This window comes from Anaerolineales bacterium (assembly GCA_003105035.1).
In the GTDB taxonomy this organism is placed as follows: Bacteria; Chloroflexota; Anaerolineae; order Anaerolineales; family UBA4823; genus FEB-25.
Window position 1 is genome coordinate 21310 of sequence record PQAL01000013.1, and the last position, 13952, is coordinate 35261.

Below are 13952 nucleotides of genomic sequence, written 5' to 3' on the forward strand. Positions count from 1 at the left end.
TGAATCTGCTAAGTTGGATACTCAGGGATATTTCATTTACTTGATATCTGACTCATTCTCACCCTACTATTGGTGTTATCTCACCTTGTATTAATGTAATCATGTAAAATTTCATAAGCATCATTTCTCTTTGCCTATCAATCATAGGAGATTATTTAATGGAACAAGCTATCGAAGAGCGCCCGAAGGCTGGCGGCCGGGCAAAATTTATCATCGGTGGTCTGCTGATCCTGGCGGCGATCATCTATCTGGTGATATCTTCTACCAAGGCGAATGCACAATACTTCTTCACCATCGATGAATTACTAGCGCGCGGCCAATCGATGGCAGGCAAAGATGTACGCATCTCAGGTGCCGTCATCGGCGATTCCATCCAGTACGACCCCCAGGACTTGTCCCTGCATTTCACCATTGCTAACGTTCCGGCTGATAACAAACAGATCGAAGCCGAAGGCGGACTGGCAGCCGTTCTGCATGCTGCTGTGACCGACCCAGCCCGCACGCGCATGGAGGTGGTTTATTCAGGTCCAAAACCCGACTTGCTGAGAGATGAAGCTCAAGCGATTATCACCGGGCATATTGATGGTGATAATGTTTTCTATGCCGATGAGCTATTGCTGAAATGCCCGACCAAGTATGAAGAAGCTGTACCTAGCCAGGCAGCACCCTAAAGCCGGGAGAGTGGCATGGTTGCTAACCTTGGTTATGGCACACTGATCATTACATTTTTGATATCACTATATGGCGTGGGGGCAGCCTTTTATGGCGCCCGGGCGAAAAAACCAGCCTGGGTGGATAGCGCTCGCAATGCCATGCTGCTCACGTTCCCTCTGCTCACCCTTTCGGCGTTATGCATTATCTTTCTGTTGATAACTGGCCATTATGAGGTCCAATATGTGACTGAAGTTGCCAGCAACAGCATGCCAATCTATTTACGCATCACCGCTTTATGGGGTGGGCAAGCCGGCTCGCTGATATTTTGGTCGTGGTTGATGTCTGCTTTTGCATCAGCAGTCATGCTGCGTAAGTGGGACCGCGATCGCGAGTTCCTTCCCTGGGTGATCGTGATCTCCTTGATCACACTGGCGTTTTTCCTGCTCTTAAGTATCTTTATCGAGAATCCATTCGTGCGATTTTGGCAAACCCCCACGGGTAACATCACGACTGCCATGTTCCAGCCAGCGGGTACCACCCCATTCATTCCACAGGACGGGAATGGTCTCAACCCGCTCCTACGCCATCCGGGGATGATCATCCATCCCCCCATGCTCTACCTGGGTTTCGTGGCCTTCGTGATTCCCTATGCTTTTGCCATGGCTGCCCTGATCACCGGCCGGACGGATGACCGCTGGATCCGCATCACCCGCCGCTGGACAATCGTTGCCTGGCTGTTCCTCTCGTTAGGGCTCGTACTCGGAATGCGCTGGGCTTACGACGTTCTTGGTTGGGGCGGTTATTGGGGCTGGGACCCAGTGGAAAACTCAGCCTTCATGCCGTGGCTGATCGGGACAGCCTTCCTGCACTCCGTCATCGTTCAGGAAAAACGTGGCATGCTTAAGCAATGGAACATGGTGCTCATCATCCTCACCTATGACCTGGTAATCTTCGGCACCTTCCTAACCCGCTCAGGGGTGCTCTCTTCGGTGCATGCCTTTGCTCAGAGCGCCATCGGGCCCTTGTTCTTTGCATTCATCGGGGTGACCTTGATCACCTCCCTCTTGTTGCTTAGCCGGCGCTGGAACGACTTGAGGTCTGAAGGAGAGTTGGGTTCACTATTCTCACGCGAAGCCTTATTCCTGCTCAATAACCTGCTGTTTATAGGCTTTTTCATGGTTGTTTTTTGGGGGGTGATCTTTCCTGTCCTGTCGGAAGCCCTGGGCATTGTCGGGCAGGGCATCCCTGCATTGGCTGGTGTTTTCACCGGCCAAAAGGTGACCGTCGGCCCGCAGTGGTATGAAGGCATCGTTTGGCTGCCGGTGGCTGGCTTGATGCTCTTGATGGGGATCGCTCCGTTATCTACCTGGCAGTATTCAACGGCAAAGACCATCGGCAGGTCAATCTGGAAACCCACCCTCGCTTCGTTGCTGGTATTCATCCCCTTGCTTTTAGTCGGTTATCGCTCCGTTCCCGCCTTCCTGGGTTTTTGGCTAATTTCGTTTGTTATATGTGTCACCGTCTATGAGTTTTGGAGATCTGCCTGGGCTCGCCACAACGCCAGGGATGAAAACTTACTCCAAGCATTTTGGACCATGATTGGCAAGAGTCGAAGAAAGTACGGGGGATATGTCATCCACCTGGGGATGGTGTTGATGGCGATCGGTATCCTGGGGATTGAGCTTTTCCAAACGGAAACCCAGGCAACCGTTCCCCAGGGAGGGCAGATCAGCCTTGGGCAGTACATCGTCCAGTTTGACTCCTTATCCATTTTTGACACAGCAGAAGGGCGTAATGTGGCGCGTGCTGTGGTGAGCGTCTACAAGGACGGAAAATACATCGGTGAGCTCCACCCACGCCGTGATTACTATTATGAATCACAACAGTCGATGACCATTGCAGCTGTGCGGAGCACGCCTGAAGACGACCTGTACGTGTTGTTAGTGGACTGGCAGCCCCTATCCACTTCGGCAGCTACATTCAAAATTTACCACAACCCCTTGGTTTGGTGGTTATGGTTCGGAGCAATTGTATTCATTATCGGATCGATTGTTGCCACCTGGCCATCCAAGGAGCCGGAGGTGGTGATAGAGACCCACGCAGTTCCTGAGACGATAAAGGCGTGATCATATGAAGAATATACGCTACCTGCTGGCTATCCTGATCACGCTTTTTGTCGGCGCACTGGCTGAGCAAGTCGTGGTGGCACAGCAGCCCACCCCTTCTGATGACCAGGTGAACGCCATCGCCAAGCAGCTATACTGCCCGGTATGTGAGAACATTCCCCTGGATGTGTGCGGAACGGCTGCCTGCGCCCAGTGGCGCGAGCTGATTCGCGAGAAACTGACTGCCGGTTGGACAGAACAGCAGATCAAAGATTACTTCGTCCAGCAGTACGGTTCCCGGGTGTTAGGGACGCCTCCGGTCAAAGGCATCAACTGGCTGGTATACCTGGTACCACCCATCGCTTTCGGAGTAGGCGTTTATATCCTCTATCGCGCCTATCGTTCCTGGAGAAAACCGAATCCTTCATCTGGCGCACCCGTTGAACAAAATGCGCCATCACAAACGCAGGATACCACCCAGGATGACTATATCCGTCGCCTGGAAGAAGAAGTACATAAACGCTAGAGCCATAACCCTTAAGCAGAGAGCCATGAACGAGACGACCACTATTCCATCTGAAAATCCGAAGCAAAAAACCAAGGTCCATTGGGGACAAATTATTGTCTGGGCAGGATTGTTCGGCTTGCTGGTGGTTGTCGCCATGGTGCTGATGCGTAAACAGCAAGGCCCCGTTTCCATTGGGCAAACAGCACCCACCTTCGCCCTGACGACCTTTGATGGCCAGCAGATTACAGCGCCAGATATGGCTGGTAAGGTATTGCTGGTCAATTTCTGGGCGTCGTGGTGTAAACCATGCGAGCAAGAAGCTGCTGATTTGCAGACCGCCTGGGAATATTACCAGCCGCGCGGCGATGTGCTCTTTCTCGGGGTCGCCTGGACGGACACTGAATCGGCTTCGCTGGCATACATCGACAAATTTGATATCACCTACCCGAACGGGCCAGACCTGGGCACGTCTATCTCTCAGGCCTACCGTACAACCGGTGTTCCCGAAACATATATTATCGATAAAAATGGCAATCTGGCTGCTTTGAAGCTGAGCCCATATACGTCTGTAGCTGAGATCCAGGCTGCAATCGACCCGCTCCTCGGCCCATAATTCACTCGGAAATGTGAAACCTGATCATGGATATTGGTTCAATCTTCCTCACCCTCGCTCTGCTGATCTTCGTCGTTCTGTTTATCAGTCGCCCCATCCTTGAGCAGCGAACAAGCATGGCAGTCAAACCTACGGATGATGTTTCTTCTCTGTTAGCTCAGCGTGACCAGGTGGTGGCGTCGATTCAAGAGCTGGACGATGACTACAATCTTGGAAAAATCCCCCCAGAGAATTACGAGCCAAGCCGTTTAGCCCTGCTGCAATCGGGTGCGGAGATCCTGCGCCAGATCGATGCGCAGCACCCGGCATCTTCGTCAGCGCCTGCACCAGACCGCATCGAGGAAGCTATCCTCTCCCGGCGGAGTGCCCTCGAAGCCACTCCCACCGCAGCTAAGAAGAATGGCAATGCTGTCCCACCCGTCCCGGATGATGACCTGGAGCAACGCATCGCCCTCCGCCGTCGCACCATGAGCGAAAAAGCAGCAGGTTTCTGTCCAAAATGTGGTAAACCCGTGCATGCCTCCGACCGCTTTTGCCCTAAGTGTGGGGCCACCCTTATCTAGCTTATCCCTGAGAACTGATATGTCGAAATCCCTGGTATTAACCATTATTATCCTTTTCACCATCATGATCTCAGCTTGTTCCCTCGCAGCTGATATCACCCCTCCTCCAGGATCAGAGCTGCCGGTTGCACCACAGCCGACCCAGAGTGTTGCCACCAATCAGGCATACCCGATCGTGGCACCCGACTTGACCAAAGGAGCGGAAATCTACAACCGTGAGTGTGCCCAGTGCCATGGCACGACGGGGTTGGGTGATGGCCCGCAATCCGCCCAATTGTCTGTGCCGGTCGCTTCGCTCGGTTTATCTGACTACGCCCGCCAGTTTTCTCCAGCTGACTGGTATTCCGTGGTGACCCATGGAAACATGGAGCGGTTCATGCCTGCCTTCGGCAATCTTACTGACCGCCAGCGCTGGGATGTGGTGTCGTATGCCATGAGCTTGAGCAGCTCCAATGCGCTTGTCAGCCAGGGGAAATCCCTCTTCATCAAAAATTGTGTCGAATGCCATGGTCAAACTGGGAAAGGCAACGGCACTGAAGCCAATGACCTGACTTCTCAACCCGCTGATTTCACCAACCAGGCATTTATGGCCCAGCGGTCATCCGAAAACCTGTATCGAACCATTACCTCCGGCATTACTCCGGATATGCCCGCGTATTCAAGTACTTTGACTGACAACGAACGCTACGCCTTGGTAGCTTACCTACGCTCATTGACCTACATCGCATTGCAAAGCACAGCGAGCTCCTCTCCCACGCCTGTAACGAGTGCGTCGGTTACTTCATCCGCTTACCCTTACCCCGAACCCCAGACCGATCAAAGCCCGATGGTGACGGATTCCCCACAGTCTACAGAAACGACCACCATTACATCGACGACATTTATTGGATCGGTCTCGGTGGCACTGATTAATGGTTCAGGTGGGGAAGCTCCTTCGGATGTACCCGTGACACTGTATGGTTTCGATGATATGCAGAATACTTATTCTGAAACCCTGACCAGTGGGCTAGGTGGCGTATACACGTTTAGCGATGTTGAGATGCCTGAAGGGCGGGCATTCCTGGCCGGAGTGGAGTACTCTTCAACCACGTACGGCTCAGATGTTGTGATGATAGACCCCGCTACTCCCAACCTCAATATACCGATCACCGTCTATGATGCCACCACTGATGTATCTGTACTGACAACGGACCGGGTCCACCTGCTGTTTGATTTTTCGACCCCCGACGTAGTTAATGTCGTGGAGGTCTTTATCATCTCAAACCCGACCACCCAGACGGTCGCAGCTCCCACCCCGGGTGGGTCTGTTGTCACTTTCCCCCTGCCTGATGGATACTCGGGTCTACAATTTCAAAATGGCGCTCTCGGTGATCCTTATATCGAAGTGTCGCAAGGCTTCGCCGACACCACAGCCGTTCCTCCAGGGTCGGGCGAGTATCAGGTCATCTTTGCCTACCAGCTGCCATATGACCGCAAGCTTAATTTTGTTCAATCCATGTACCTGCCAACCAATGCGGTAGTGGTGATGGTGCCAGATAATGGCATCAAAGTGGACAGCCAAATGCTCCAGGAAGGTGGCACTCGTGATTATCAGGACACCACGTTCCGCATGTATAACGGTAGCAGTCTGATCGCGGGTAGTGCATTGGAATTCACCCTATCCGGAACACCAAAGCAATCTGCTGGCTCATTCTTTTCTGCAGGGACAATACAGAGCATGGCCATCGGCCTGGCAGTCTTTGGAGTGGCTCTTGTGGTAGCCGGGTTGTGGTTGTACCGCAGGCATCAGCGCAAGTTAATCGCAGAGACTCCCCTGGGTGAGGTGAGCCTCGATTCACCATTAACCAGTGAGGCAATTGGTCCAGAAGACGAAGATACCTTAATGGATGCGATCATCGCCCTGGACGATCAGTACCATTCTGGGAACCTCCCCGAAGCAGCTTACCTTGAACGCCGGGCAGCTCTAAAGGAAAAACTGCGTAAATTAGGGCAGGGATAATCGAATTACAATCACTGGTTGTATTATATGATCACGGTTCATAAACTAGTCAAACGCTTTGGTTTGAAAACCGTCTTGCGCGGGATGAACTTTACCGTTGAGGCGGGAGAATTCGTCGCATTGCTAGGCCCTAACGGGGCTGGCAAGACGACCTTTTTACGTATCCTGGCTTCATTATCACGTCCAACATTAGGTAGCGTAAAAATTGCGGGATATTCCCTCCCAGGTCAGGCCTCCGCAGTACGCAGCCGGCTGGGAGTTGTTTCGCATTTACCCTTGCTGTATGGCGACTTGACGGCTGAAGAAAATCTGCGCTTCTACGCCCACATGTATTCCATTGCGGATGCAGATCATAGGATTAGCGAGGTACTCGACCTGGTGGGCTTGCAGGCGCGCCGGCGCGACCTGGTACGCACGTTTTCGCGCGGCATGCAACAACGGTTGGCCATCGGCCGGGCAGTGCTCCACGAGCCTGAGGTGATGCTCTTCGATGAGCCCCATACCGGGCTGGATCAGGATGCTTGCCTGATGCTGGATACGGTTTTAAACGAAGTGGCAGCCCGGGGGCGAACCGTTGTGATGACCTCCCATGACCTAGCCCGGGTAGCCGACCTGGCGTCCCGTTTCGACGTGTTATCTCGGGGGGTGATCACTGCCACCATCCAACGCACCCAGATCGAGCCCAATCAGCTGCTAGGATTCTACCGGCAAGCGCTGGCTGAAAGCTGAGAATGCAAATTATACCGAGCACCGACCAACGATCTAAGCTTCGGAAGCACTCGCCGGGGGCAGGGCAGTTTTTACGTTCGCTGGGGGCGATTATCTGGAAGGACCTGGCAACCGAATTACGCAGCCGCGAGCTGCTGTCTGCCATGCTGGTCTTTGCCCTGCTGGTCATCTTGATCTTCAACTTCGCCCTGGAGCTGGATGCCACGGCACGTGCCACGATCACCGCCGGAGTGCTGTGGGTCACCTTTGCCTTCGCGGGTACCTTGGGGCTGAACCGCTCAATGGCTATGGAAAAAGATCGCGGCTGCCTAGATGGCTTGTTGCTGGCACCCGTCGATCGCAGTGCCATTTACTTCGGAAAAGCCGTTGGAAACCTGATATTTATGGTGATCGTTGAAGCCATTGTGCTTCCTGTATATACTATTTTATATGGCGTCAACCTGTTTTTACCTGGTTTATTGCTGGTCATCCTGCTGGGTTCAATCGGATATGTTGCTGTAGGGACGCTCCTATCCAGCATGGCAGTCCAGACCCGAACGCGTGATATCTTATTGCCCATTCTCTTGTTCCCGCTGGTCATCCCCATTCTTATCGCTGCCGTGAAAGCCAGCACAGGCTTCCTGCAGGGCACAGCCATCGCCGATCTCCAGCCCTGGATTAACCTTCTGCTGGTTTACGACGTGGTATTTACTGCAGTGGCCTTTATGGTCTTCGATTACATAGTTGAGGAGTAATTCATGGAATCCAAACCTCGCATTTTAACCATCCTGGATATTATCAGCATCCTTTTATTCATCACTGCTGTCGGCGCCGTGTTTTTCTATGCCCCCCTGGAAGCCATCATGGGTCAGGTGCAGCGGGTATTCTATTTTCATGTCGCCAATGCCTGGGTGGGCATGTTAGGGTTCATGGTAGCAGCCATTGCCGGGATCGCCTACCTGCGTAAAGGTGATCGGAAGTGGGATATCGTCGGGCTGGCTGCCATCGAGATCAGCTTTGTGTTCTTCTTTACTGCCATCATCTCCGGTTCGATCTGGGCGCGTGGCTCATGGGGCACCTGGTGGACGTGGGACCCGCGCTTAACCACCGCAGCTATTGTTGAGCTGGTGTATGCGGCTTACTTTATGCTGCGCCAGGGCATTGATGACCCTGACCGGCGTGCACGTTTTGGGGCGGTATATGCCATTCTGAGTTTCGTCAGCGTACCACTCACATTTATCTCGATCCGCATCTTCCGCACCATCCATCCCGTCATTATTGGCAGTGGAGGCGCAGGTGCTGAAGGCAGCTTCGAAATGACTGCCAGAATGCTGCAAACCTTCATGTTCAGCCTGTTCACCTTCTCGTTCATCTTTGCCGATCTGCTTTGGCACCGCATCCGCCTGGGCAGGCTGGCAGATAAACTTGAAAATCTCAGGCTTAAAATCCTGCAATAGGAGGGAAGTTCATGCTTAATACGATCTTACAATACGCACCCGCTGAGACCACCCGCTACATGATCGCAGGTTATGCGGTGATCTTCTCAGTCATGTTCCTGTACATTCTCAGCCTAATTCTCCGTCGCCGTAACCTGGAACGTGACCTGGCAACGCTTGAAGAAATGGAGCACAATGAAAAATGAGTCCGAATAACACAAATAGCGAACCCCAGCTTCCATCAATTGGTGAGTCAGCCTGTGGGGCTCGCATTCACATCACACCGAATACACCTTACATCCACTACCGTGGCGAGATTGTTTATTTCTGCGGCCCGGACTGCAAGCAGCTCTATGACGAAGATCCATTAAACTCGTGCATGGCTGCCCGGTTGCTCTCCGGCAGGTAAGCCATCTCCCGGAAGCTAGGTTTGTTACAGCCAACCGGGAGATTTTATTTAAACAAAAGTGGTCAAATTCATCATTAATCAGGTAAAATTGTTTTCCAATAACTGAAAAACTACCTCGTATTACTGGTTGATTTTATCGCCTTGGAGGAGAACGACCTGGCAGATCTACAATTAGAAGATCACAGTCGTGTATGCATCATCGGGGGCGGACCCGCCGGAAGCTTTGCCGCCCTCCATCTCCTGCGCCTGAGCAAGCTTAAACAACTTAACCTGGAAATAATGATCTTTGAGCCGCGTGATTTCTCAAGGCCAGGGCCAGCCGGTTGCAACCGTTGTGCGGGTGTACTCTCCTCCCGCTTGTGGAATAATCTATCCGAACTGGGATTGACCATTCCCGACGCGGTGGTCCAGGCAGACCTCCATTCATATAGTATTCACCTAGACCACCACTCAATCCACCTTGAGCGCCCTGACCCGACCCGCCGGATCATCAGTGTCTACCGTGGTGGTGGGCCACGCCTGGTGGAGGACATCCCTGAGGCAAGTTTCGATCACTTCCTGCTCACCCAGGCAGTTGAGCGTGGAGCCGTCCTCATCCCCCATCGGGTGCATGAGGTGAAGTGGGAAGACGGGCCGGTGGCATATACCGCTCAAGAGCGGTACTCTGCCAGCCTGGTGGTGCTCGCGGTAGGAATCAATACCCGCTCACCCATGCAGGCTGGCTTTGGATACCGCCCACCCAAAACAGAGGTCATGGCTCAGGATGAAGTCTTTCGCCCAGTAGACTGGATCTCTGACGAGGTCAACGCATATTTCAGGCGACCTCCTGGGCTGAGCTTTGGGGCGATCATTCCTAAAGGACGCTATCTGAACATATCGCTGCTAGGAAAGGGTTTTACAAAAAACTCGGTCAACGAATTCATCGCAGCTCAAAATCTCACCCAAATCTTGCAGTATGACCCGGGCAACACGCTGTGTGGGTGCAACCCGCGCATTGCTGTCACTGCAGCCCGGCAGTATTTCGGCGACCGATGGGTGGCGGTTGGTGATGCAGCAGTTACCCGCCTGTACAAGGACGGTATTGGTTCTGCGTACCAGACATCAAAACAAGCCATGACCACGGCTGTGGAAGTGGGGATCTCTCGAAAGGATTTCTCCAAAAATTATGCCCCTGTATGCCGGTCGATCGATGTAGATAACTTTTATGGAGCCCTGCTGTTTCGCTTGTGGAATATCGTCTTGAAGTCACCGATCACCTTGAGCGCCTGGAGAGGGGCCATCCAGCGCGAAATGTCGCTGCCTGCAACACAGCGGCGGCACATGCATATCTTGTGGGGCATGCTGACCGGCGATGAGCCATATCGCCAGCTTTTCTTCCGCGGAGTGAATTTAACGGCACTGCTGAATCTTGGCTACGGGTTGGGTACCAGCTGGAAGGGTGGATGACATGCTTAACTCACTTGGCCCATTAGAAAATGGGAGCGTGGTTATCATCGGAGGCGGCCCCGGGGGGACTGCCTGCGCCCTGGCACTGCAGCGCATGGCAGCCGATATGGGGCGTGATATCAAGCTCACCATCGTGGAAGGCAAGCAGTTTGTGGGAGAGATGCATTATAACCAGTGCCTTGGAGTGCTTGCACCGCCGTTGCCTAGCCTGCTCTCTGAGCAATTGGGAGTCAAATTCCCTTATCATTTAAGCCGCAGCCAGATAAGCCGCTACATCCTGCACACTGCTCAAGAAATGATCATCCTGGATGATATCTACCAGCCTTCCGTTGCCCTGAGACGGGTTCAGTACGATGACTACATGCTCGAACAAGCCAGGGAGCACGGCATATCGGTCCTGACAGCCCGGGCGGTTGACCTTGAGTTCCATGCTGACCGGGCGGTGGTTTATACGGATAGCGCCCCTCTTGAAGCCGATGTGATTGTCGGAGCCTTCGGTATGGACGACGGCAGCTCATCCATGTTTCGCCGCCTGACGCCTTATCGTCCTCCCCAGGCACTCAGCTCGATTGTGACCAAATATCACCCCCCTTTGGAATACATGCAGACCTTCGGTCCTTGCATCCATGCTTTTCTCCCGTCCATCCACAACATCGAATTTGGCGGTATCACCTCGAAGGGTAACCACATTTCGATCAACATCGCTGGGAAAAACGTAGATGCAGAGCTGATGAAAATATTTCTTGAGCTACCCGAAGTACGCCGTGTATTGCCGGATCCATGTTGTGAGACTGCAGATAACCCACTCGATCTGCAATTCTATAAAGGCAGGATCCCCTATTCAGAAGCTCATGGATATTTTGGCGATCGCTTTGTGATTGTCGGAGACGCGGCTGGTTTAGTGCGTGCGTTTAAAGGAAAAGGAGTGACGACAGCAGTCATGACCGGCATCCGCGCCGCCGAGGCTATTCTCCAGCACGGCGTCTCCGAGACAGCTTTTTCTGAATACTACAACCATGCCAATCAAGATATCATTCAAGACCTTCCTTACGGTCAGGTGATGCGTTACTTCACCATGTTTTTAGCCCGCCATCGTCTTCTAGATCCCGTCATCCGGGCTGCCCGAAAATCCACGCCTTTACAATCGGCCCTGTTCGATGCAGTATCTGCCCATGCGCCTTATCGCAATGTGATCCGCCAGAGCCTGCGCCTTAATCTTATCTGGGCGGTTTTGCAGTCGTGGGTGAATCCTGGAAATTCACTTGCTTAGCAGTGTCAGAATGGTCTATAATAAACAGTACCACTGCCACGCTCGATGACCATAGGCATAGATCGATTACTTTCTATAAGCAAACCAGGCTTGGAAATCGGTATCACTACCGGAGGGCATTTTTGACCCGCGATTTGAACCGGCATCTGTACCAATTTCACATTGATTATGCTTCTCTTGAGAAGGAGGCGCTATATAAGCTCACCCCTGATTCACCTATTTCTGAACTTTCTTCACGAAACAACACTCAAAAAACCATACCTTGGAGGAATCTATGAAGAAGACGTATATTGCCATCGTCATGCTTATCATCTTCAGTTTCATTCTGGCCAGCTGTGCTCCAAAAGCATCTGCGCCTACCAATAAGCTTGACGAAATCCTTGCCCGGGGTTACCTGTTGGTCTCCACTGACCCGGCATACCCGCCCCAATCACAGCTGGTGGAGACTGCTCAGCGGACAGCTGGTACAAAGTGCCCTTCAGATGCACAGACCGCCAACCAGATGGAAGGCTTCGATATTGATGTGGCGGTTGCCATCGCGAATAAGCTTGGTGTTGAGCCCTGCTTCCTTACAATTGCCTGGGACTTGATCACCGCAGGTAATTGGGCCAACCGTTGGGATCTCAGCATCGGCTCAATGACCATCACACCCGAGCGCATGACGAAGTTGTACTTCACCCAGCCCTATTACACAACCCCCGCGGCTTTCTTTATCTATAAAGACAACACCAGCTACACCCAGCCAAGTGACCTATCAGGCAAGAAAATCGGTGCCTGCACCGGCTGTACTTACGACGCCTATCTGTCAGGTTCACTGCAAATCCCCGGCGAAACAATTAATTATGTGGTCAAGGATGCCAAGTTCATGGGTTATGAGACCGATCTCTATGCCCTGCAAGACCTGGCATTGGGTGATGGCGTCCGACTGGATGCTGTGCTGACAGCTCAGCCCACCGGACAGAATGAAATTAATAAAGGCCAACCCTTCCGCCAGCTTGGCGATCCGGTCTACTTCGAATATCTGGCTGGTGCGGTTGACAAAGCCAGCACACCAGATCCTGTACCATTCCTGAAAAAAGTCAGCGAAGTGATCAATGGGTTGAATACAGATGGTACACTGCTCACCCTTTCGCAGAAATATTACGGGATAGACCTGACAACAGCCGCCAAAGCTTTTGACCTGGCAGCTCTGGCTCAGTGGCCATAAAATTCCTCCTTATGGTTTCCAGGTAGAAACTAGACAAACCAGCTTCCGCTACCTGGCCACCGTCACTTTTCACTACTCGCTAGATGGGGCTGATTGAAGATACCAGGAATTAACACTCAGTCAGCCCCATAAGTTTGTATCTTAGGATTGCGAGGTACCAATGGCAGTAGATACGATGAAATTACCAGCCCAACCGGGTCTTGACCCAGACATCGGGATAGGTGAGGCTTTAATGGCTCAAAAACGCAGGGAGCGCATCATCATGACGGTCAAAATTGGAATCGTCTGGGTGATGATGATTGTTTTTATGGCGATTATCCTGCTCCAATTTAATTTCGATCCTGCGTATATGTTTGCGCATTACCAGTTCGTCTTAGCCGGTTTATCGACGACCATTTTGCTTTCGGTGCTCTCAATTGCCCTGGCTACCATATTAGCTCTCCTCGGGGCCGTTGCCCGCCTCTCGCATAACTCTATTGCCTTGGGCATTTCCGGTCTGTACGTCTCCATCTTCCGCGGCACCCCATTATTGGTACAAATTTTCATCATCTATAATGGATTGCCCATGATGGGTGCCGCGTTAGCAGCCAAAGGTTATCCACAACTCCAGCAAGCTTTAACCCTGAACGCTTTTCAAACCGGTATACTCGCCCTGAGTCTTAACTACGGTGCTTACATGACCGAGATCTTTCGAGCTGGCATCCAATCCATCAGCGGAGGCCAGCGTGAGGCCGCTGAATCGATCGGGATGAGTCGCATCCAGGTCATGCGGCGCGTGATCCTGCCCCAGGCCATCCGTGTGATCATCCCCGACATCGGCAACCAGTTCATTGCCATGCAAAAGGATTCTGCCCAGGTATCCGTAATGGGCGTCTGGGAAATGACCTTTCGAGCCAGCCGCTTTGCCCGGGTGGATAGCAAGTTCATGGAAATGTACATTGTTGCTGCTTTCTTCTACTGGGCTCTAACGATTGTTTCTTCCTGGGGGGTGGGATACGTAGAGAAGCGCATGAGGCACGCCTATGAGCGATAAT

15 protein-coding genes are annotated in these 13952 nt (G+C 52.5%); all 15 read left to right on the plus strand.

The annotated features are described in order from the left end of the window. The first annotated feature begins 158 nt into the window (after positions 1-158). Positions 159-671 (plus strand): hypothetical protein, encoded by a 513-nt coding sequence (locus C3F13_06115; GenBank protein PWB54591.1) that lies wholly within the window; start codon positions 159-161, stop codon positions 669-671. Between the two features lie 15 nt (positions 672-686). Then, positions 687-2780, plus strand: a complete 2094-nt coding sequence (locus tag C3F13_06120; GenBank protein PWB54592.1) for a cytochrome C biogenesis protein — start codon at positions 687-689, stop codon at positions 2778-2780. A 4-nt stretch (positions 2781-2784) separates the two neighbouring features. After that, entirely contained in the window at positions 2785-3285 is a 501-nt protein-coding gene (locus C3F13_06125) for a hypothetical protein (GenBank protein PWB54593.1), read from the plus strand. After that, entirely contained in the window at positions 3209-3880 is a 672-nt protein-coding gene (locus tag C3F13_06130; protein ID PWB54594.1) for a hypothetical protein, read from the plus strand. The genes C3F13_06125 and C3F13_06130 overlap by 77 nt, the downstream gene beginning before the upstream one ends. A gap of 467 nt (positions 3881-4347) precedes the next feature. Then, the gene (locus tag C3F13_06135; protein ID PWB54672.1) at positions 4348-4443 is read left to right on the plus strand and encodes a hypothetical protein; all 96 of its coding nucleotides are present in this window, start codon (positions 4348-4350) and stop codon (positions 4441-4443) included. After that, complete coding sequence (locus tag C3F13_06140) at positions 4397-6442, plus strand: hypothetical protein (GenBank protein PWB54595.1); 2046 nt, start codon at positions 4397-4399, stop codon at positions 6440-6442. The genes C3F13_06135 and C3F13_06140 overlap by 47 nt, the downstream gene beginning before the upstream one ends. 27 nt (positions 6443-6469) lie before the next feature. Continuing rightward, positions 6470-7171: a heme ABC exporter ATP-binding protein CcmA gene (ccmA, locus tag C3F13_06145; GenBank protein ID PWB54596.1), complete on the plus strand. Its 702-nt coding sequence runs from the start codon at positions 6470-6472 to the stop codon at positions 7169-7171. Between the two features lie 2 nt (positions 7172-7173). Further along, the gene (locus tag C3F13_06150) at positions 7174-7905 is read left to right on the plus strand and encodes a cytochrome C biogenesis protein (GenBank protein PWB54597.1); all 732 of its coding nucleotides are present in this window, start codon (positions 7174-7176) and stop codon (positions 7903-7905) included. 3 nt (positions 7906-7908) lie between these two features. Then, entirely contained in the window at positions 7909-8607 is a 699-nt protein-coding gene (locus C3F13_06155; GenBank protein PWB54598.1) for a cytochrome C assembly protein, read from the plus strand. An 11-nt stretch (positions 8608-8618) separates the two neighbouring features. Continuing rightward, a complete protein-coding gene (locus tag C3F13_06160; protein PWB54599.1) occupies positions 8619-8792 on the plus strand; it encodes a hypothetical protein in 174 nt (57 codons plus the stop codon). Further along, positions 8789-8995, plus strand: a complete 207-nt coding sequence (locus C3F13_06165) for a hypothetical protein (protein PWB54600.1) — start codon at positions 8789-8791, stop codon at positions 8993-8995. The genes C3F13_06160 and C3F13_06165 overlap by 4 nt, the downstream gene beginning before the upstream one ends. Positions 8996-9136: 141 nt before the next feature. Next, the gene (locus tag C3F13_06170; protein PWB54601.1) at positions 9137-10441 is read left to right on the plus strand and encodes a hypothetical protein; all 1305 of its coding nucleotides are present in this window, start codon (positions 9137-9139) and stop codon (positions 10439-10441) included. A gap of 1 nt (position 10442) precedes the next feature. Next, the gene (locus C3F13_06175) at positions 10443-11711 is read left to right on the plus strand and encodes a hypothetical protein (protein ID PWB54602.1); all 1269 of its coding nucleotides are present in this window, start codon (positions 10443-10445) and stop codon (positions 11709-11711) included. 274 nt (positions 11712-11985) lie between these two features. Next, on the plus strand, positions 11986-12918 hold the full coding sequence (locus C3F13_06180) for a cysteine ABC transporter substrate-binding protein (protein ID PWB54603.1): 933 nt from the start codon (positions 11986-11988) through the stop codon (positions 12916-12918). 160 nt (positions 12919-13078) lie between these two features. Beyond that, positions 13079-13951, plus strand: coding sequence for an amino acid ABC transporter permease (locus C3F13_06185; GenBank protein ID PWB54604.1), 873 nt, complete (start codon positions 13079-13081; stop codon positions 13949-13951). The last annotated feature ends 1 nt before the right edge of the window (position 13952 follow it).

Excerpts from the sequence above, each read along its gene's own strand:
- C3F13_06130 (PWB54594.1), top strand. The coding sequence starts at position 3,209 with ATGCGCCATCACAAACGCAGGATACCACCCAGGATGACTATATCCGTC.
- C3F13_06165 (PWB54600.1), top strand. The coding sequence starts at position 8,789 with ATGAGTCCGAATAACACAAATAGCGAACCCCAGCTTCCATCAATTGGT.
- C3F13_06155 (PWB54598.1), top strand. The coding sequence starts at position 7,909 with ATGGAATCCAAACCTCGCATTTTAACCATCCTGGATATTATCAGCATC.
- C3F13_06115 (PWB54591.1), top strand. The coding sequence starts at position 159 with ATGGAACAAGCTATCGAAGAGCGCCCGAAGGCTGGCGGCCGGGCAAAA.
- C3F13_06180 (PWB54603.1), top strand. The coding sequence starts at position 11,986 with ATGAAGAAGACGTATATTGCCATCGTCATGCTTATCATCTTCAGTTTC.
- C3F13_06185 (PWB54604.1), top strand. The coding sequence starts at position 13,079 with ATGGCAGTAGATACGATGAAATTACCAGCCCAACCGGGTCTTGACCCA.
- C3F13_06135 (PWB54672.1), top strand. The coding sequence starts at position 4,348 with ATGAGCGAAAAAGCAGCAGGTTTCTGTCCAAAATGTGGTAAACCCGTG.
- C3F13_06160 (PWB54599.1), top strand. The coding sequence starts at position 8,619 with ATGCTTAATACGATCTTACAATACGCACCCGCTGAGACCACCCGCTAC.
- C3F13_06175 (PWB54602.1), top strand. The coding sequence starts at position 10,443 with ATGCTTAACTCACTTGGCCCATTAGAAAATGGGAGCGTGGTTATCATC.
- C3F13_06120 (PWB54592.1), top strand. The coding sequence starts at position 687 with ATGGTTGCTAACCTTGGTTATGGCACACTGATCATTACATTTTTGATA.
- C3F13_06150 (PWB54597.1), top strand. The coding sequence starts at position 7,174 with ATGCAAATTATACCGAGCACCGACCAACGATCTAAGCTTCGGAAGCAC.
- C3F13_06140 (PWB54595.1), top strand. The coding sequence starts at position 4,397 with ATGCCTCCGACCGCTTTTGCCCTAAGTGTGGGGCCACCCTTATCTAGC.
- ccmA (PWB54596.1), top strand. The coding sequence starts at position 6,470 with ATGATCACGGTTCATAAACTAGTCAAACGCTTTGGTTTGAAAACCGTC.
- C3F13_06125 (PWB54593.1), top strand. The coding sequence starts at position 2,785 with ATGAAGAATATACGCTACCTGCTGGCTATCCTGATCACGCTTTTTGTC.